The organism is Spirosoma lituiforme (assembly GCF_054776635.1).
Map to the genome: position 1 here is coordinate 142517 of NZ_BAAHBO010000008.1, position 20561 is coordinate 163077.

Here is a 20561-nt window from a genome sequence, read left to right on the forward strand (position 1 = left end):
TATGTTTCGATTAATACTCAATATACTACTGCTCGGCTTGGTAACGGTTGGTGTTCGTGCTCAAGCGCCCCAGCTGTGTAGTACGATGCAGATGGACAGCTTGCTGCGGGCCAGACACCCCGAAATAGGAACCCTGGCCGACTTTGAACGCTCGGTGCAGCGCAAAATGATCGAGCTGAAGAAGCAAATGGCCAATGGCCGGACCGGATTGGCCACGGTCATTACCATTCCGGTTATCGTTCACGTGGTGCATAATGGCGAAGCGGTTGGTTCGGGCAGAAACATCAGTCGGGCGCAGGTGCAGGCCCAACTGGCTACGCTCAACGAAGATTACCGCCGGAAAGCGGGTACCCGCGGTTTCAACGAAAATCCGGTTGGAGCCGATATTGAAATTGAGTTTTGTTCCGCCGTGGTTAATCCGCAGGGGCAGGCTATGGCCGAACCGGGTATCGACCGCTACAATGGCAATCAGGCCAACTGGAATCAGAATAGCATTGAAGGTGTATTGAAACCCAGTACGTACTGGAACCCCGACAAATACTACAACATCTGGGTCGTGGATCTGAATGATGCCGTGGCGGGTGGTGGTCAGCTTTTAGGTTACGCGCAGTTTCCGAGCCAGTCGAATCTGGCGGGTATTCCAACGGATAGCCCGGCGAGTACAGACGGGGTCGTGATTGACTATCGTTCCTTCGGCAACGCCGATAAAGGTACGTTCCCAACCATGCGGGCTACGTATAACCTGGGCCGTACGCTCACCCATGAAACCGGCCACTGGCTGGGCCTGCGCCATATCTGGGGCGATGCCAGTTGTGGCGACGATTTTTGCGCCGATACGCCCCCGCAGGCATCTGCGAGTAGTGGTTGCCCGGTTGGCCGGGTAAGCTGCGGGGCCACGAACATGGTGCAGAACTACATGGATTATTCCAATGATGCCTGCATGAATATCTTTACGCTTAACCAGAAAGATCGTATTCGGGCGGTTATGGCATTGAGCCCCCGTCGAAATACCCTATTATCATCCAACGTATGCGGCACGTTGGTCGCCACCCGCCCCGTGTCGAACTTCCGGGCTGATAACCAGCAGGTGTTGTTGGGCGGGCAGATCAAATTCAACGATTTGTCGGACGGATTTCCGACCAGCTGGTTGTGGACGTTTGAAGGCGGCACTCCCGCTACTTCTACCGAGCAAAACCCAACCGTTACGTATACCCAGCCGGGCAAATTCAAGGTAACGTTGGTGACTACGAATGCCATCGGCCAATCGGATCCACTCGTTCGTACCGAGTATATCGAAGTGCTGAACGCCGGTTTGTGCAGCGAGATGACCAATTTCAACGGCACCCCAACCATACTGCGCGAAGTGAACGGAACGGGCTACGTAGCCGGGCAAAACAGCCACCGGAGCCAGGCGGTTTCGGAGTTCTTTACTAACAAGCTGGGGTATTCGAACCTGGCCGGAGCCTCCCTGAAATTCGGCGTAGCGAAAGCGGCCAGGGGCGCATCGACGGAATCGGTCGTGACGGTGACCGTGTGGAATGGTCGTGGTTTTCAGAATGGTCCGGGTGCTATCCTGACCCAGAAAGACGTTCCGCTGCGGGTAATTCTGGACGACGTAGCCAACAATCGACCCACCACCGTTACCTTCGATCGGAACGTACCGTTGAGCAGCTTGCCTTTCCATATCGGCATTATCCTGCCCTACGCCACGGGTGATACGGTCGCGCTGGTGACCACGAAAAACGGCGAATCACTGTCGGCAACCTCCTGGCGTCAGAACCGACAAGGCGACTGGCTACGGTACGCCGATAGTTTGGGGCTAAACGTGGCGCACAACATTGCCGCCGTTGTGGGTCAGAAGTCATTCGTGCAAATTGCGGCCTCCGCCATCTTCATCGATCCGGGGCAAACCGTTACGCTGAATGCCCGCGGGGCCAGCATTTTCACCTGGTCGGGCGCCGGGCTGAACACGACTCTGGGGCCACAGGTCGTTGCCCAACCCACACAAACGACATCGTACACGGTGGCGGGTTCGGGTCTGGATCTGTGTAACAGCACCGCCGTCGTGACCATTAACGTTCGGGCGGGAACCGTTACGGCCACCACGCCCCCGGCCGAACAGGCCTTGCAGGTAACGCCTAACCCGACCGATGGCCAGATGATGGTGTTGTTCAACGGGCCGCAACGAGGTGCTCTAACGCTGGGTGTGCGCAATCTGAACGGCGTTGAGCTTATCCGGCAGAATCACCAGAAAACAGCCGATCTGTTCCAGCAACCCCTCGACCTGAAAACGGCTCCGGCCGGTGTGTATTTTGTGGAGGTCAGGGTAGGGGAGCAGGTGTTTAGACGACGAATTGTGAAGCAATAAGGGAAGCTACCGGAGAGAGCAGGGTTAAAAAGAAGCGTCCAGTGGAACCTCTAGGAGGGTACTCACTGGACGCTTCTTTTTTGTGACTGTATACCGTAGCAAGCCTTGCAGGGTACAGAATGCAATTACCGCATGGGGTAGCGACGATTCAAAAAATTTAATCAAAAAATAACGTAAATTATATTTTATAATTAGAATATATGATTTATATGGCAAATTTTGATATTACCGTATATTGATTTGTACTTTTGTTGTTTTCCAAATTTAATCTATCAACAAATGAGAAATTTTCTACTACTTCTGTTGATCGCCTGCTGTAGTGTCATCAGCACTCAGGTCAGTGCTCAGCAGGAACGTCGCGTGACCGGAAAAGTCAGTGCGGCAGAGGATGGGTCCCCGTTACCAGGCGTATCTGTCGTCGCCAAAGGGACGAATAAGGGTACCCAGACAGATGCTGGGGGTAATTATACGATTACCCTGCCCGCTAACACGGGAACGCTGGTCTACAGCTTTGTCGGTGTCCTGACACAGGAAGTGGCGATTGGCAACCGGTCTGAGGTGAATGTATCACTCAGTAACGATTCCCGCTCGCTCGATGAAGTGATCGTGACCGGATATGGGGCTCAGTCGAAGCGTAACCTGACCGGAAATATTGCGAAAGTAGGTGCCCGCGATATTGAAAATATTCCCGTACCCAGCGTCGAACAGGCGCTGCAGGGTAAAGTAGCCGGGGTACAAATCACGTCGCTGAACGGTAAAGTAGGGCAGGGACTTCAGATTCGGGTGCGGGGTTCGTCGTCCCTAACGGCCAGCAGCCAGCCACTTTACGTTATTGATGGTATTCCCATGACGTCGGCCGATCAGTCGTCGACAACAGCACCAACCAACCCCATCGCCGATTTGAACCCGAACGATATTGAGTCGCTGGAAATTCTGAAAGATGCCTCGTCGGCCGCTATCTATGGCGCGCGGGCGTCTAATGGTGTAGTACTGATTACGACCAAGAAGGGACGGGCGGCTAAAACGACCTTTGAAGCATCGGCCCAGGTAGGAGCCAGCAATCCGACGCACCTGCGCCAGTGGCTCAACACCCAGCAGTACGTGGAGTTGTTGCAGGAGGCACGGGCCAATACCGGGGCTGTGTCAGAAACGTCGCTGGCGAACCGATTTACGCGCTATTCCGCTGGCGATGCGACGGGCTGGCAGGGTGCCAATCCAAAGTACAACACCGACTGGCAGCAGGAAGCGTTTCAGAAAGCCCCTTCGCAGCAGTATGATTTGAGCGCACGGGGTGGTGATGCAAAGACCCGTTTTTTTATCTCAGGTCAGTATTTCGACCAGAGTGGGATTCTGATTAAGAACCGGTTTCGGCGGTTGAGCGGCCGGGTCAATCTGGACCATACCGCCACGGATAAGCTGACATTGGGTGTGAACTTCAATCTGTCGCACTCGATCAACGACCGTGTATCGAACGATAACGCCTTCTCGACACCGATGCAAATTGTGGCTTTACCACCCCTGACGCCCGTAACTGATCCGCGCACCAGCCAATTGAGCGGTGACTATACGTTGTACTACAATCCTCTCCTGAACCGGGACTATGCTGCTTTACAAGCGCGTGTTTATCGGGTTATCGGCAATGTCTATGCGGATTACAAACTCCTGCCTGGCCTGTCGTTCCGTACTGAGTTCGGCACGGATCTGTTGAGCCAGCAAGAAGAGGGGTATTATGGACGCGAAACCCAACGGAATACGGGTGCACCAAACGGTTTGGGCGACAACGGTTTCCGGCAGGTGGCTAATTACACGACCAACAACTACTTCTCGTTTGGCCGGACTTTTGCCGAAAAACACGATGTTGACGCTATTGTCGGTATGTCGTTTCAGGAGTCACGGCTGAATTTCAACTCGGTTACGGGACAACAGTTCCCGAGTAATGCCTACAAGCAAATCACGGCCGCTGCCAAAATCACGGCGGGTAATGGCCAGGAAAGTCAATTTAGCTTCCTGTCGTATTTTGCGCGGGTAAACTACCGTTTCAACAACCGTTACCTGGTCGGTGCTTCGGGTCGTATTGATGGATCATCACGATTTGGCGTCAACAGCCGGTATGGTTTCTTTCCGGCTGTATCGGCGGGCTGGATTCTCAATGAGGAGTCTTTCCTGAAGAATGTTCGTGCCTTAAGCCTGCTGAAATTGCGCGCCAGTTACGGTTTGACCGGGAATGCTGAAATTGGGAACTACAGCTCACTGGCGTTATACGCTGCTACCAACAATGCGGGGTCATCAGCTGGTTATGCGGGTATACCGGGGCAGGCTCCTTCGCAGATCCCAAACCCGGACCTGACCTGGGAAAAGACGTTACAGACCGATATCGGTCTTGAATTTGGTTTCCTAGACAATCGCTTCTCGGGTGAAATCGATTATTACGAGAAGAATACGAGTGGCCTGCTACTCAATGTAAACGTGCCGGGCTCGTCGGGCTTCCGGACACAGTTGCGCAACGTAGGTAAGCTGGAAAACAAAGGATTTGAGTTTGTTTTCAACTCCAATAACCTGACGGGTGCGTTCAAATGGACAACCTCACTGAACATTGCCTATAACAAAAACGTGGTCACTGATTTGGGAGGTACAACCATTACGGGTAGTTTCCTGAACCGGGCGCAGGAAGGCCAGCCACTGGGTGTATTTGTTGGTCCTGAATACGCTGGGGTAGATGTCCAGAATGGGGATGCACTCTATTACAAGAACTCGACCAATGCCGATGGTACACTGGATCGCTCGACCACGAACAGCTACAACGAAGCCGCTTATGTGCCACTGGGTAATCCGGCACCCAAATTTATCGGTGGTATTACCAACACCTTTAACTACATGGGTATCGACCTGAGTGTACTGGTCAACGGCCAGGCTGGAAACTACATCTACAACGGTGGGGGTAAATTTCAGTCGGCCAATGGCGATTACTTCGATAACCAGTCGATTGATCAGTTGACCCGCTGGAGAAATCCGGGCGATGTGACCAATGTTCCCCAGGCCCGTTTGTACGGCGGTAATGGCACGGGTGAATCGTCTCGATACCTGCAAAAAGGAGATTACCTGCGCCTGCGGACCGTTACGCTGGGCTACACCTTACCCAAAGCGCTCCTGACTCGCCTTCACCTGAACCGGGTCCGGATTTATGCTACAGGGCAAAACCTGCTGACGTTCACGAAGTACACGGGCTGGGACCCGGAAGTTAATTCGGATGCTTACACCGGCAACCCCGTTAACCTTGGCGTTGACTTTTATTCCGCTCCACAGCCACGTACCATTATCGGTGGGCTACAAATTGGCTTCTAAGCAACAACAAACAACTCATGAGAACGAAACAATCAATCATACTGGCGTCGGTTATGTCGGTAGGCTTATGGATGGCCTCCTGCACCAGCCAACTGGATATCAAACCCGTAAACTCAGTAGCAACGGGGCAGGCGCTATCAACGGCTTCCGACCTGAACGCCTTGCTCGTTGGGGCCTATGATGGCCTGAGTGGTATCAATTTATACGGTGGTAGTTTAATTCGTGACGGCGAATTGCTGGCCACGGTACCCTCTTCCGGCGATGTGAACTGGACAGGTACGTTCACGGCTCCCCAGCAGATTTATACCAAGAATATATTGGTAAATAATGGGCAGGCCGACGTTACCTGGACGGATGCTTATCGTACGATCAATATCTGCAACACGGTTCTGGCTAACCTGAACCTGGCGGCTACAACCGATCAGGCACGGATTGAGGGCGAAGCGAAATTTATCCGGGGCTCTTTGTATTTCGAGCTGGTACGCTTCTTTGGGAAAGACTGGAGTGATGGCGATCCGAATGCCAGTCTCGGGGTTCCTCTGGTAACGACGCCCACGGTCAACCTCGACGCTAATTCGAATGTGCCACGCAGTACGGTTGCGGCTGTGTACACGCAGGTGCTTGCCGATTTAACCGACGCCGAGGCCAAGCTTCCGGCCACAAACAGTTTCTTTGCCACAAAGGGAGCGGCTGGGGCGCAACTGTCGCGGGTTTATTTGCAGAAAGCAGATTATGCCAATGCGGCTAATGCGGCTAACCGGGTTATTACCAGCAAAACATACCAGCTGGTAGACACGGATCTGGTGTTCGATACGCGGGAGTTTCAGAACGGTATAAATTCCAATGAAACGATTTTTGCCATTCAAATCACCGATCAGGATGGTATAAACGACGTAAATACATTCTATGCCTCGTCGTCTGAAGGTGGTCGGGGTGATATTGACATAAACGAAAGCTTCATCGCGCAATTCGGTTCGACTGATCGTCGGGCGGGGTTGTTTTACGATGACGACGGCCTCTTCCGGACAGAAAAGTTCATCAATCAGTACGGTAATATTCAGGTGTTACGGCTGGCCGAAATGTATCTGACTCGTGCCGAAGCTAACTTTCGGTCTGGTACGACAATCGGTGATACACCGCTGAACGACGTGAATGTTATCCGAAATCGTGCGGGGGCAACGCTGTTAACGACAGCGCAGTTAACCCTGGCGAACATCCTGAGAGAGCGTCGGTTCGAACTGGCCTTCGAAGGAACGTACATTCATGACATCAAACGGACAAAGGCCAGTGTCGGCACATTACCTTACAATTCGCCCAAACTGCTTTTCCCGATTCCGTTGCGGGAGATCACGACCAACCCTGCCCTTTTGCAGAACGCTGGTTATTAAATGTCTGGTGTACTTCGGGTGAAGTCATATTCTTAAATATGAATCGGGCGGCTTCTCAACACCGAATAATACGAAGTTAATCGCCCGAGCCGGTCACTCAAAACTGACTCTACCATTAAAAAAGGCGTGCCACGGTTCCAAACTGTGGCACGCCTTTTTTGATCAAAATTGATCCGTCAGGTCGCTCTCTGTTAAACCATAAACTACCCGGCATAGTCAAACGTTAATAGACAACATGCTTTGCTTCTAACGACTATGAACCGCCAATTACTTACCTGTCTGTTTTTCTTGCTGTTTGCCACAGGCCTACGCGCGCAGGTACAGTTTACGACTGAGAACCCGCGTGTAGACGACGTAAATGATGCCGACGTAGCCATACAGCGCATTGAATTAACCGCTCAGTACACTATTGTTTACATGAAGTTTCAGGCCCGCAGAGAAGGCTTGAATGGCCGTTCGTTTCCATTTTCGATTCCTATGCCCAATGGTAGGCGGGGGGGGGAACTGGAAAACTCGAGTAACATTGGGTTTCAACCAACCTCCCGGCTGTACGTGAACCAGGGGGAGCGTTCTTATAAATTTATTCGGGCGGAAAATATTCCGCTCGAAGTTCGACGCAAAGTCCAGCCCGGCGAACGCGTTGACTTTGTTGCCTACTTCGAACGGATAGACCCCGGTTATACAACTTTCGATTTATTTGAGTGCCGAGACGGCGGGGGCTTCATTTGTTTTAATTTCTGGGGGGTGCACATCGTCAATCCACTCCGCAAAAACCAGTATTCGCAGCGTACGCCTAAGTCGCCGGTTCAGCCCAAACCGCAACAACCCCGGTATACGCCCCGGACAAAGCCTGGTATGGGCGAATCGACCGACCCCACCGACTCCGCTATTCCTGCACCTGTTCAGCCAAAAGCGATGCCTGCACCGTCTGCGGTAGCTATTAACGGCATAACCCGCGACGCTAAATCGAAGCAACCCATTGGGGCAACCATTACGTATCGGCTCATATCGGGCGCTGAAGCATCAGGTAGCGACCCGGCTGATTCTGTACAGAGTGTTACGCCCGGCGGGAAATATAAAATCGATATTGACCGAAAAGGGGTGTATGCCGTGACGGCGTCGGCAAAAGGCTATTTCAGCCAGAGTGATACCCTCGCCACAAACCGTGTCGATGTGGTACGTGATTTTAATCTGGTACCCATCGAAGCAGGCGCCAAAATCACGCTGAAGAATATCTATTTCAAGGTGTCGAAATATGATCTGCAACCCGAGTCATTTCCCGAGCTGGACCGTCTGGCCACGGTGATGCAGGCTAACCCAACGATGCAAATCCGGCTCGAAGGACACACGGATACGGTGGGTGAATTTGACGCAAACGTCGAGTTGTCGCGCAACCGGGTTAATGAAGTGAAACGCTACCTGGTTGATAAAGGCATCAGTACCAGCCGAATCGAGACCGTCGGATATGGGCCGTCCCGACCGATCAATACCAACAAAACGCTGAAAGAGCGCCCCGAAAACCGGCGTGTGGAAATGGTAATTGTCAAGGTTTGAAAACCTTAGCGGTGCGTTTCAGGTATTCAGTTTATGGCGGACCGTCGCCACGGCGGTCCGCCGTAAACTGAATACTGAAACCGGATGAAACCTGACTTTGACCTCGACGTTGTTCTGGCGCACATTGATGAAGCGATTCAGCCGTACCCCAAGGCGGCCATGTTCGATCTGTTCGAGCGGGGCTATAATACCTTATTCGAGCAACTGATTTCGTGCATCGTGTCGATTCGAACGCTCGATGAAACAACCATTCCGGTATCACTTCGTTTGTTTGAGCAGGCCCGAACGCCCCAGCAACTTCTTAAACTGGACGTATCAACGCTGACACATTTGCTGTACGGCACCACGTATCCCGATCAGAAAGCCTATACTATGCTGGGTATCGCTGAACGCGTTGTGAATGAGTTTGGTGGTGACCTGCCCGCCCAGTATGACACGCTGATATCGCTGAAGGGAGTTGGCCCTAAGTGCGCTAATCTGGCCCTGGGTGTGGCAACCGGGTTAGCCGCGATCAGTGTGGATGTGCACGTACATCGAGTTGTTAACCGCTGGGGCTACGTCCATACCAAGCAACCCGAGCAAACGCTGAAGGTATTGGAAACCCAGGTGCCCCGCGAACAATGGGTCAACATAAACCGGTTGCTGATGCCTTTCGGGAAGCACATTTGTACCGGAACGCTACCACATTGTTCAACATGCCCTGTACTTCCCTGGTGTGAACAGATCGGTGTGGACCGGCATCGGTAGCTTGATCCCTTACGGTTCTATGTGCTGACTCCACGCTGAAGACCATTCGAGCTGGTTACTTCAAGCCTTCTTTCAAACTGGCTAACGTGTCCCGGCAGAATTTGTCGATTTGGCGATACAAATCGGCCTGTTGCTGAACGGTTTGTTCGATAAGCTTTCTGTTCGGGATCTTACTGCTGGACGAACGCTCGATCTCGCTGGCGGTACTGCTGGTCGGCTGAACGGGCAGGGAAAGACCAGCGCTTTCCGTAATCAAATCGGTCAGGGTGGCCCGGTAACGTCCGAACTTGGTTTCGATTGTAAGTGAGTAACGCACTGCTTGATCGCCAATAGTGTGTACTGCCTTGATAAACAGAATATTGTTAGCGGCATCCTGTTGCTGTTCAGCGGTAGGTTCGTCGGCGTAATGTTGCTCGGACCAAGCCCGGACCTGCTCCATGATCTGACGGGCGGGCCGTTTACTGTCAGGCACGCGCACAAGTTCCTGATATTGAACCTGGCCAACTTCGTTGGTTGGCAGCTTAACCTGCGCCAACGTATTCAGCGAAACGAATAAAGAAAAAAGAATCAGGTATTTCATAATGGATGAGTTGGGGAGTTGAGAACAGGGGGTTACCAGACCTGCCCAAAGCCCAACACGAAGGTATAGGTCAATAGTGAAAATACTAAGCGCCCGACGTAAGTCGAACATGACTCGGTGTTGTTTTCGACTAGCCGGACTTATTTTCCCGTTCTTGTCCAAACGATAAAATCTGTCTCCGGTGCCTGCTCCACCATAGGTCGAATGAGTTGGACGATCTGCCCCCGATGGTAAGCCGCGTGGTGGCTGAGGTGCGTTAAAATGTTAAGTAGCGAGTCCGTGTAGGAAACCCCTTTGGTATTCACATAGTCGATCAGCTTCAGTAAGGCCTCTTCATCAAGCGACAGCACATGACTAACTAGCTGACGGTGCTGGCGTTCGGCGGTTTCGCCCATCCAGCTAACCGGAATGTTCTCCCAGATAGCAACAAAGGTTGACTCGTGCATAACCCGGCCGTACCATACGTGTTGAGCGGATAAAATATGTCCCATCAGCGCCAGTGCGCGGGCGGGCGGATTGTTAATCGTTTCGAGGGTGTCGATCAGACGTCGGTTGGCCCAGAGTTCATAATCAAGTAGTTGAATCAGGTAATTTTTCATCAGCGTCCACGTTTAGTTGCCTGATAAAGTGCTTCAACAAGGTTGGTACGGGTGTTTAAGTTACCAAGTTTCGGGTTATTTCGGGTCGGATATACCCGATTGCACAAAAATACATACGTCAGGTTGTAAGCCGGATCGGGTTCGACCCACACAAACGTACCCGTATACCCCGAGTGCCCGTAACTGGCTTTGGTCGCCGATTTGGGCGCGTTGCCGGTGTAGGTGAACGATGGTTTGTCGAAGCCCAGCCCGCGCCGGTTGCCCAACTCCGGAAACTGGTAGAGGGTAAACTCGGCCATTGTTTTGGCCGAAATAAACTGCTGTCCAGCGTAACTGCCTTGCTGGCGATACATCTCGTATACTTTCATCAGGTCATTAGCGTTGCCAAACAAGCCTGCGTGTCCCGACAGGCCGTTGAGCATGGCCGCCCCTTCATCATGGACACGCCCCCAAATCAGGGTCTTACGGAACAGCGAGTCGTATTCGGTTGGAACGATCCGGTCCAGTGCGTAAAAACGACGTGGTAAAAAGGTGAGCGTTGTGGCGCCAAGCGGTTTGTAGAAGGTTGTTTTAAGGTAATCTTCAAAATTTTCACCCGTCAGTCGTTTCACAATCTGCGGATACAAAATAAACGACAGGTCAGAATACACGTATTCTTTCTTCGCGTTCAGGGGCGAGTCCCTGATTTGCTGAAAAATGACTTTTGGGTAATTCTTGAACTCGAAAAGACTATCCGTCACCTCAATCGGGTACCGCGCCGATCGTTCATTCTGGAAGGTTTTCGGTTTCCAGGAACCGTCCGGATTTTTGGTATCCATCCAGAAGGGTATCCAGGCCTTAAGCCGGGCCTGGTGGGTCAGCACGTCGCGCCAGCGCAAATCAGCTTTATTCGACTTCTTGAAACTGGGCAGGTAGTCTGCCATTTTTCCGTCCAGATTGAATTTACCTTCATCGACCAGGTGCATCAAGGCGGGCGTTGACGTGCTTACTTTCGTAACGGAGGCCATATCGTAAAGATCGTCCAGCTGTACGGGTCTGGGTTCAGCGCCGAGCGAAGCATCGTACGTATGTTTACCATAGGCTTTCCGCAAAATGACTTTCCCGTTGCGGGCCATCTGCACGACACAACCCGGAAAGGCCCCCTGCGTGAGCCCCACATTAACCAGTGAATCGACCTGCTGGGTTAGAAATCGGCCGTCGATACCTACCTCTTCGGGAATGGTGTATTTAAGGCGACCAATCGGTTGAACCGGTATACCGTCGCCCAGCCGGAAGCGCTGATTAACCGTAACGGGTAACTTCCCTGACGCCCCAATCGCACCGAAAATTAATTGCGCCGATAACTCTTCGGCATAGTTGGTCAGCTGATAGGGCATAACAAGCGCTTTGGCCTGTTCGATGTTGCGCCCCGGCTGAGCGGTGTCCGCCGGAAACGTTAGCTTGTCCAGCGCATATACGTTGCCGAAAACGGTCACGATGGCTTTTCCGGTGGACACCATTTCGCTAAGAATACCGGCTGTTCTGGACTGCAGACCGTATTTGAGAGCCGGCCGAATGTTGCTAAGATGAACATCGACCAGAATCAGGTTGTAGTTCCGCAAAGAGTCCCGAACCTGGGCCAGTGTAGAATCGGGGGTACGCGAGGTCAGGTTAAAATGATCGACCTTTGTGTAGTTGCCCGCCATTTGCTGGAAGGCCGTAAGTTTATCACTTTCAATGGCTACCGATGCGATTCGGAGTGTATCCAGCCGCTGTAAGGGCAGTATATTCTGGTCATTTTTCAGGACTGTCAGGCTTTTTTCGGTAAGCTGACGGTTTAGTAGTTCATCCTGTACGGGGTTCAGGTCATTGACGAGGTTGTCCAGCACAATGGGCTTATACTGATCCAGTCCGGCCCAGGCTTTGGCCTGTAAGACTTTCAGGCATCGGGCATCAATAGACGCCCGGCTGATTCGCCCGTCGGCGATGGCCTGTTTAACCTGCGCCAGGGCACTTGGTACATCTTCCGTAAATTCCAGCACGTCCATTCCCGCTTCCAAACCCAGTTCATCGGCCTTCCCCGATGGGTAGAATTTGGTTACCCCTTTCATATTCATCGCGTCGGAAAAAACGAGCCCCTTAAAACCCAGTTCGTTTTTGAGCAGGTTGGTTACAATGGCAGGTGAGAGCGTTGAAGGCCGGTTGCGGGTTGTATCGAGAGATGGAATGCTTAAATGCGCAATCATTACCCCGGCGGCACCCGCGTTGATCAGTTCCCGGAACGGATACAGTTCCAGCGAGTCGAGTTGCGCACGGCTCTTGCTGATGAGCGGGAGGTCGTAGTGCGAGTCCGTGCCGGTATCACCATGACCGGGGAAATGTTTCAGGCTGGTCAACAGTTGATTGTCCTGCATACCTCGCATGTAGGCGAGGGCCTTTCGGGTCACGGCATATTTATCTTCGCCGAAAGAGCGGAAATTAATGACGGGGTTATTTGGGTTATTATTAATATCGACCGATGGGGCGAAATTCACGTGCATACCCAACCGGCGTGCCTGTTTGGCCAGATTGGCGCCCATCTGATAAATCAGCGAGTCGGATCCCGCGCCCTGCATCGCCCCAAGCGTCATCTGGTAAGGGTAGCGAACGGTACTGTCCAGGCGCATGGCCAGGCCCCACTCGGCATCCATGGCAATGAGCAGCGGTACGGCAGAACTGGCCTGAAGACGGTTCGTTAAGTGCGCCTGCCGAACGGGTCCACCCTGAAACATCACTACGCCACCCAATTTATGAGTGCGTAGCAGCGTAATCAGCGAGTCTTCATAAGCGGGTTTGCGGTTCGAATAGCCAGCTACCATGATCAGCTGGGCAATCCGATCGTCGGGAGCCATGTTGGTAAAGACCGAGTCGGCCCAGCAGCTCTGGCGGGCAGTCAGCTTGAGAAACGATGAGGGTGTTGTTTGCGCGAAGGTCGAAAAAGACAATAGAACGCTGAGTAAACCAAGAAGAGCAGACCGGCAGAAGGGCATGAGAAAAGAAATTGGGGTCGTGATAGGCCAAAAATACAAAAAAGTGTCCTCGCTGACTCATTAAATAAGTCGGGCGAGGACACTTCAGGCAACGTGGGAATTGACTATTTCCGGTACCGGCTGGGGTGTTCCGGACCAACGCCGAAGCCGTAGCCAAGGGTCAGGGTGATCGTCGAGTTGTTGACGTTCTGATTGTTGTTGAGCGTAATGTCGCTCAGACCGTACCGATAGCGGGCATCGATCAGGAAGCGTTGCCGATCGCCCAATCCCTTGAAGTTGAACTGAAAACCAGCGATCAACCCTAAATCCATTGACCGAAATTCGGCGCTGTTATCGAAATCTGGTCTGGCAATACCGTTCTCCACCAGGTTTGTCCGTTTTGCGTTGAGCTTAAACCCGAATGATGGACCGAAGAATACGTTAGGCCGGAAATTGCCGTTCAATGTCAGAAAGTAGCGTAACGCAATGGGAACTTCCAGGTAGTTAATCCGCTGTTTGAATGAGTTAGCCTGATTATTGGCGGGTGCCGAGTATTTGGCTCCCATTTGTGAGTAAAGAACATCACCCGAAATGCCGAAATGGTTCAGGGAGCTGTACATCAGGAACGCACCGGCGGTTACGCCCGGACGTAACGTATAGTCCTTGGCATCCATGCCAAATGTGGACAAATTTAAGCCGACACGTGGCCCTGCACTGAATCGTTGCTGAGCAAAACTGCTTGATAAACAGGCGCTAATGAGGATAAATGAGAAGAGAGTAAAGCGTAGTGAATTTGCGCGAAACATAGGAAATCTAATAAAGTTGATATGTCCGCTTAACGCCTTACGTTTTATAAATGTTTTATTCTGCCGAAAGAATAGTTAGAGTTTTATTGAAAGGGAAGCGGGAAATAGGGCAGCCAGGTGATGAAAGCTCCCCATATGGCTATGTTTTTACCAGTCCCACTGCCGGGTTATCAGGTGCTGTGCGTATAACCGTAGGGGCTGATTTCTGGATGGGCTTGACGGGTTGCTTCGGAGCAAAAAAGATGAAATAAACAGCCATAGCCAGCATAAACAGAATGGCGGCTGTAGTAGTAGCAATCCAGAGTGGCCAGAGCCGTTTCTGGTTCGCCGATTCGTGGATACGCTCGTTCAGGGCATCCCGAAGATCGGCTAGCTGGTCGGTTGTTGGGCGGGCTGCTGCACCGGCCGCCGTCTGCTGCATAGCCTCCAGCCCCGCCAGAGCATCGGCGTAAAAAGGATTTTCGAGTAGAAGCCGCTCCACGCGATACCGGGCCGGGCCGCTTAACTGACCGGATTGATAGGCCTGTAAATCGGTAAAACTTAGTTGGTCGTTCATACGAGTCGGGCAGGAAAAAACCCACCATCACTTAAAACACGCGCTTTCGTCCGCGTTACTTACGCATACAAATTTTTAAATTTCGACGCCCATTTTGCAAATAACTTTTTACCTGTTTTAGATCGTAGCCAGTCAGGTCAGCCACTTCGGTGTAGGCTTTATGATCCAGGTAAAAAAGTGTCAGGCAGGTTCTCTGTTCGTAGGGCAGGGTTTGCAAACAGGCTTCCATCATGGTCAGGTCTTCTTCAAGTTCCGACTTATCTACCTCGTCCGCCGAGAGTTGCATAACTGGCTCATCGTCGAGGTCGGCACCGGTACCAGTTACCAGCGTAGTTTTCAGATGAGCATTTGTCTTGCGCAGTTGCATCAGGCAATAGTTGCGCGCCACACTGTGCAGCCAGGGACCAAACTGCTGTATCTCATGCTTACGCAGGTCGGTTACCAACTGCTCAAACAAGTTCATAACGGCATCTTTGGCCTCGTCCTCATCGCGTAGGTAATTGAAGCAAACCGCATAGACAAGGTCCATGTGCTGCTCATAGAGTTCACCTAGTACCGCCAGATCGCCGGTGGCACGATAGGCGGCAATGTAGTCAGCTGGTTCTTTACGGGAAGCAGTAGAACTGGCTCTGGGTTTGCGAAACAGTTTTAAAAACATACACGAACGGGCTGCTTACGCTATAAAGATGCAGGAACAGTCCAGATTCCATATTTGTTTTTCAGGGTTTCTTTCAACTGGGAAGAAGCCGTACAACTGGTTGCGCTCAGCGTTCGTCGGACCACTTCGTTACCAGCGTATTAACCTGGCGTAACCAGAATCGCTTGCCATTTTTATCCCAGTGGCCATCGCCCCGATGATACCAGTTCGGGTGCTGCCTCAGGGTATCGATCATAGAAATGACCGGCGCTTGCAGACGTGGGCTGGCTTCAATACGCTCGATCTGGTGGTTGTATACGCCATACGTCGGATTCTGGATGGTTACCTTGTTCGGAATCAGGCAGACGTACACTTCATTGAAACCCATGTCGAGGTAGTGTTGACGCATGGTGTTCAGGTTTGTTACCAGCGTATCCAGCCGTTGGTCAGGGATGTGGCGAAAGGCGCTTAAAACAAAGGAAGAGTCGGCTTCGAGCTGGTAGAATAAATGTTTTTTATCCTGCGAAATAGTGGCTCCCGGCACACGGCCAAAGGCATCGAGTGTCAGCTGCGCTTTCGCTTCCTTAAATTGGATGAAGGGCCAGCGGTTAAACAACAGGAACTCCAGCCGCTGGTTGATTTCACTTCCGAAACGGGTCATGATCCATTCTTTCAGTCCGGTTGGTTCGGCGGGTTGCGAGGCTGGTGTCGTCGGGTGCCCGGCCTCGGTGATACCTTCGTCCATGTAAATCTCCTTGTATTCCGGGTAGTACAGGCGCTCCTGCAAGACCCGCTCGATAAATTGAATAACCAGAATATTCTTCTTTGTCTTATCCAGTTTTACGTCAACCCCCGAATTGCCGCCGATCCAGACGTGCACGTTGCGCCCGCCCGCGTAGTAACTCGTATCCATTTTCGTAAAACTGTCGCCAATGGTATACAGGTGTACGTCTTTATAATGGCTGGGCTTATCTGCGTCCGTGAGGGCGTCGCTTTCGTTGAAATCTTCCTCCTTAAAAGCCTTCAGATTTGATACATTGTACAGATCGCCATAGGTGTATTGATCAGGTATAAAACCGTGCCGGTCCAGCCATTTTTGCAGACGGGGGGTCAATGCCAGCAGCAGCATTCCGCCCGATGCGAGCAGTATTGCCCATTTCAGGATGGTAGTAAGCATGAGAAAAGATCAGAATTGAAAGTAGATGAATTGGTTCGCGGTGAAAACACCGAAGAAGTAGCAAAGGAGTACCAGAGCGGGTATAAGTAACCAAAACGCCCGATTGTCAGCGCGTCGGGTGTAGGTTATCCAGCGGGGTTCGAGCAATAAACCGCCAATCAGAAGAAAACTGAACGCGAGTTCTGCAGGCTGAATGGCCGTTTGGATGGGGCCGCTGAAATCGAACGTCAGAAGTTTGCGTAAAACAAGCAGCGCGTCTGCGGTGGTAGCTGCTCTGAAAAAGACCCATGTCAGGGTAACCAGCAAGAAGGTTAGAAGCTGATTGGTTCGATGACCGACCAGGCTATTGAGCTGAAATTCGGTCTGCTTGTGCTGCTTCCGGGAAGCGGTACGTTTGTTCATCATCTGGCCCAGCGTCAGATATAGCCCATGCAACAACCCCCAGATTATAAACTTCCAGTCGGCCCCGTGCCAAAGTCCGCTCAAGCCGAAAACCACAAAGGTGTTTATGTAGGTTCGGGCCGTGGAGCGCCGGTTACCGCCGAGCGGGATATATACGTAATCGCGAAACCAGGTTGAGAGGGAGATATGCCAACGACGCCAGAATTCACTGATCGATGCTGACAGGTAAGGGGTGTCGAAGTTCTTCATCATCTTGATACCCAATACATTCCCTGCACCGATGGCGATGTCTGTATAGCCAGAAAAGTCGCAATAGATCTGGATGGAATAAAAGACAGCCGCCAGCAGAAGAGTTGAGCCGTTGGCGTTCGAAACATCACTGAAAGCAGGATCGACCACCAGCGCCATTCGGTCGGCAATGACCACTTTTTTTACAAAGCCCCCCGCCATCATTAGCAGCCCGTACCGGACACGCTCCCAGTTGAACGGGTGAAATTCCCGAAACTGATGCAGTATATTCTGCGGCCGTTCGATCGGTCCGGCTACCAGTTGCGGATAAAACAGCACATACAGCGAATAGACGCCCAAGTTTCGCTCGGCTGCCTGCTTGCCCCGGTACACCTCGATGGTGTAGCTGATGGACTGAAATGTATGGAACGATAAACCGATGGGCAAAACGATACCGGGTAACAGATCGCCCAGCATGGGCACCGGATTGGTCAGATCCGCGCTGGTTAAAAGGCTGGTCAGCTGCTGGTTGAAAAAGTCGTAGTACTTGAAGAAAGACAAGAGGCCAATGTTGGCGATCAGGCTACAGATGAGCAGGAGTTTGCGACGACGCCCCTGCGACTGCTCGATGTATATACCGGCTACATAATCAATCAAAATTACCGCCCCCAGAATGAGCAGGTAAATCGGAATGAAGGCCATGTAAAAATAACAGCTCGCTACCAGCAACAGAAGCCATCGTCCGCGCAATGGTAAGCTGAAATAGGCGAGTGTTGTAAATAGAAAAAATAGAAGAAAATGAAGCGAATTAAACAGCATTCTAGGTTATGTTAGTACGGAGAGAATCACAAATAACATCCTATCTGAGATACATACCAAAACTCGTTGTCGGTTAAATAGACACTGATCGTAAAGATTGAAATATAAAATATTGATTGTCAGAATGTTATGTATTGTTAAATATTGCAGTGGAGGAGCTGCTGGCCAATACAGTCGTAGGATGGCACCAGCACATTAAGAACTGGCTGACCAGAGCCGGTACAACCGGGCTGGATATGGGATTGCCTGACTAAAATATAGACTAAATTTTCTGTGGACTTAGTCGGTGATAAGGGGCCTGACCGATGAATTCGATGAATAAAAAATCGAACACGGCCTAACTTTCACACGGCTTAACGGGTTTGTTGTAAACAACTAATCGAACGGTATGAAACGTATCCTGATTTTTGCTGGTCTTCTGTGCGGTACAATGAGCATCAGCGCGTTGGGGCAGAGCAGCCAGACGCCAACGATGCAGCAATCGACGTCAACGACGGATACACGGCAGGCCAACCCGGTTCGTCCCAAGATGAAGCCCGCCAATCGGCAGCAACGGATGAAAATGGAAGCTGGTGTCGATTCGACGTTGCCCAAAAACCGGAAGCAGAAACGGCTACGGCCTGATTCCCTACGCCGGGGGGGCGCCACAAAAGTGGACAGCGTTCGATGATACCCCTTTATCGATTATTTTCAGTGAACAAACTTAATATCAACGGTATGATTAAAGTATTGCTCGGTGTACTGTTGCTGGCATCCCCTGCTCTGGCGCAGACGACAACCCAACCCGCGAAGACAACCAAGGCGACCTCTGGCTCGGCTAACTCGGCCAAACCGATGTCGGCATCCGCTATGGCCCGCTCGAAGAAACCCATTCCACCGCCTTCACTGAAGGATAACCTGGAGAGCAAAGACAATGCTATTCCTTCGTACCGGAAAGAAAAGGATGCCGGTGTGAAAAAGGGGACCAACCGATACCAGCCCCGTCGTACGGAATCTGGTGCCCGTAAAGACACGCTGATCGATCGGCGCAAGAACTAACGGAACCCAGTTGTCAACGAACACGCCGGGTAGCCAGGAAACAATCCTGACTACCCGGCGTGTTCAGTTCTGTTTCGCTTTCCGCTCAGCCTTCCGCTTTTCTCGTTTCTTCTGTCGTTCTACCTTTCGTTCGGCTCGTTTTTCCTTCCGTTCCGCTTTCCGCTCGGCTCGCTTAGCCTTAAAGTCCTCTTTAAAACTTTTGACCGCATCCTGCAGGGTAATGTTGTTGTCGAACTCACCCTTGAAGGCTTCGATGTATGCGTTGCGCAACACGCCAAAAATGGTTGGCCAGGTCGCGGTTTTAATATCGTCGATGGTGCCGTTGAGCGGAATCCGGGTGGCTACCTGATCGTGCTTCTGGTTTTTGAGGATAGCCGTACCCCCCTGGGCGACCAGTTCGGTGAAGAATTTTCCGATGGATCGGCCCTCATGCTCATTAAGTTTAAAAATTTGCATGTTCTTCGTCAGCGGCTTGAGGTAGCCGTTGAGCTTGCTGTTGAGCATGGCCATCTCACTGTAAACGCTCACGGTGCCCCGCTCAAAATCAAGGTTGGCGTAGTGACGGGCAAGCGGGTTAAGTTTCAACAATTGCAGATCGCTGAACCGAAGCTTATAGTCGAAATCCGGTACTTCCTTCAGCAAATTCATGTTGGCCGAGAAATTCACGGTGCCTCCATATCCCGGCACGTCGCCCAGCGCTTCGACGGGAGAAGGGAGCTGGTTCGCTTTGTCTTCTACGTTCCGAATGTTCCGGATCTCTCCCTGAAATTTCTGGATGGACAAATCGGCGCGGGGTTTCGTAACCAAGCTTGTCAGATTGACTTCACCGTCGATAACCGCGAACCGGTTGATGCTGATCGGTAACAGTTTTTTCAGGTAAGACGTCCAGTCAACATCGGCTCCGGTCTGGTTACTGGCTTCGTTGTCGCTGAAGGCAAAATTGATTTTGGGCTGGTAGCACTCCACCTCGCTAACCAGTTTACCCTTGAACAGCGATTGCCACTCAACCGACAGATCAGTTTTTGGAATAAAGAGAAAAGGCTCTTTCAGTTTACCGTTGACTTTACGAATGTTCAGGTTGTCAAGTTGATAAGCGCCCCGAATAAGCTGGATACTAATGTCATCAACGTGGCCGGTGTAGGTTCCCATATCGGCCAGTGTTTTGTTGACATACCGCAGCACGAAGTAGGGCAGCAACAATCGGGCGATGATCAGCAGAACGACAAGAGCAAGGACAATTTTGGTTGTTCGTTTCAAAACGTTGACGGGCTTGGTGTAACGCTCTTATAAACGAGCAATCATATAAATGGTTGGCTTCGGTGGGCGACTTTAG

General features: G+C 51.7%; 16 protein-coding genes. 7 read left to right on the forward strand and 9 right to left on the reverse strand.

Features of this window, described 5'->3' with window-relative positions:
• The first annotated feature begins 1 nt into the window (after nt 1).
• The 5 genes from ACYU87_RS22935 to ACYU87_RS22955 all read left to right on the forward strand — a co-directional run bounded on the left by ACYU87_RS22935 (nt 2) and on the right by ACYU87_RS22955 (nt 9399).
• Nucleotides 2-2368, forward strand: coding sequence for a M43 family zinc metalloprotease (locus tag ACYU87_RS22935; protein WP_461136442.1), 2367 nt, complete (start codon nt 2-4; stop codon nt 2366-2368).
• Nucleotides 2369-2647: 279 nt separating this feature from the next.
• Nucleotides 2648-5710: a SusC/RagA family TonB-linked outer membrane protein gene (locus ACYU87_RS22940; RefSeq protein WP_461136443.1), complete on the forward strand. Its 3063-nt coding sequence runs from the start codon at nt 2648-2650 to the stop codon at nt 5708-5710.
• 17 nt (nt 5711-5727) lie between these two features.
• Nucleotides 5728-7098, forward strand: coding sequence for a RagB/SusD family nutrient uptake outer membrane protein (locus ACYU87_RS22945; RefSeq protein ID WP_461136444.1), 1371 nt, complete (start codon nt 5728-5730; stop codon nt 7096-7098).
• Nucleotides 7099-7353: 255 nt separating this feature from the next.
• Nucleotides 7354-8652 carry an OmpA family protein gene (locus ACYU87_RS22950; protein ID WP_461136445.1) on the forward strand — a complete coding sequence of 433 codons (1299 nt, stop codon included), beginning with the start codon at nt 7354-7356 and terminating at the stop codon, nt 8650-8652.
• Between the two features lie 84 nt (nt 8653-8736).
• Nucleotides 8737-9399 (forward strand): endonuclease III domain-containing protein, encoded by a 663-nt coding sequence (locus tag ACYU87_RS22955; RefSeq protein ID WP_461136446.1) that lies wholly within the window; start codon nt 8737-8739, stop codon nt 9397-9399.
• A 55-nt stretch (nt 9400-9454) separates the two neighbouring features.
• Here the strand turns inward: ACYU87_RS22955 and ACYU87_RS22960 are convergent, their stop codons facing one another.
• From ACYU87_RS22960 to ACYU87_RS22995, 8 genes are all read right to left on the reverse strand, one after another.
• On the reverse strand, nt 9455-10090 hold the full coding sequence (locus ACYU87_RS22960; protein WP_461136447.1) for a hypothetical protein: 636 nt from the start codon (nt 10088-10090) through the stop codon (nt 9455-9457).
• 29 nt (nt 10091-10119) lie between these two features.
• The gene (locus tag ACYU87_RS22965; protein ID WP_461136448.1) at nt 10120-10578 is read right to left on the reverse strand and encodes a DinB family protein; all 459 of its coding nucleotides are present in this window, start codon (nt 10576-10578) and stop codon (nt 10120-10122) included.
• Nucleotides 10578-13586 carry a glycoside hydrolase family 3 N-terminal domain-containing protein gene (locus ACYU87_RS22970; RefSeq protein ID WP_461136449.1) on the reverse strand — a complete coding sequence of 1003 codons (3009 nt, stop codon included), beginning with the start codon at nt 13584-13586 and terminating at the stop codon, nt 10578-10580. Before ACYU87_RS22970 ends, ACYU87_RS22965 begins: the two co-directional genes overlap by 1 nt.
• Nucleotides 13587-13690: 104 nt before the next feature.
• Nucleotides 13691-14371 carry a porin family protein gene (locus tag ACYU87_RS22975; RefSeq protein WP_461136450.1) on the reverse strand — a complete coding sequence of 227 codons (681 nt, stop codon included), beginning with the start codon at nt 14369-14371 and terminating at the stop codon, nt 13691-13693.
• A gap of 139 nt (nt 14372-14510) precedes the next feature.
• Entirely contained in the window at nt 14511-14927 is a 417-nt protein-coding gene (locus tag ACYU87_RS22980) for a hypothetical protein (RefSeq protein ID WP_461136451.1), read from the reverse strand.
• 55 nt (nt 14928-14982) lie between these two features.
• Complete coding sequence (locus ACYU87_RS22985; protein ID WP_461136452.1) at nt 14983-15585, reverse strand: RNA polymerase sigma factor; 603 nt, start codon at nt 15583-15585, stop codon at nt 14983-14985.
• Nucleotides 15586-15691: 106 nt separating this feature from the next.
• The gene (locus ACYU87_RS22990) at nt 15692-16741 is read right to left on the reverse strand and encodes a hypothetical protein (protein WP_461136453.1); all 1050 of its coding nucleotides are present in this window, start codon (nt 16739-16741) and stop codon (nt 15692-15694) included.
• 9 nt (nt 16742-16750) lie between these two features.
• Nucleotides 16751-18190: an MBOAT family O-acyltransferase gene (locus ACYU87_RS22995; RefSeq protein WP_461136454.1), complete on the reverse strand. Its 1440-nt coding sequence runs from the start codon at nt 18188-18190 to the stop codon at nt 16751-16753.
• Between the two features lie 388 nt (nt 18191-18578).
• On the opposite strand from ACYU87_RS22995, the gene ACYU87_RS23000 reads away from it, so the two are divergent.
• Together ACYU87_RS23000 and ACYU87_RS23005 are read left to right on the forward strand one after the other, a co-directional pair.
• The gene (locus ACYU87_RS23000; protein WP_461136455.1) at nt 18579-18860 is read left to right on the forward strand and encodes a hypothetical protein; all 282 of its coding nucleotides are present in this window, start codon (nt 18579-18581) and stop codon (nt 18858-18860) included.
• A gap of 23 nt (nt 18861-18883) precedes the next feature.
• The gene (locus tag ACYU87_RS23005) at nt 18884-19228 is read left to right on the forward strand and encodes a hypothetical protein (protein ID WP_461136456.1); all 345 of its coding nucleotides are present in this window, start codon (nt 18884-18886) and stop codon (nt 19226-19228) included.
• 63 nt (nt 19229-19291) lie between these two features.
• Here the strand turns inward: ACYU87_RS23005 and ACYU87_RS23010 are convergent, their stop codons facing one another.
• Nucleotides 19292-20485, reverse strand: a complete 1194-nt coding sequence (locus tag ACYU87_RS23010) for a DUF748 domain-containing protein (protein ID WP_461136457.1) — start codon at nt 20483-20485, stop codon at nt 19292-19294.
• Between the last annotated feature and the right edge of the window lie 76 nt (nt 20486-20561).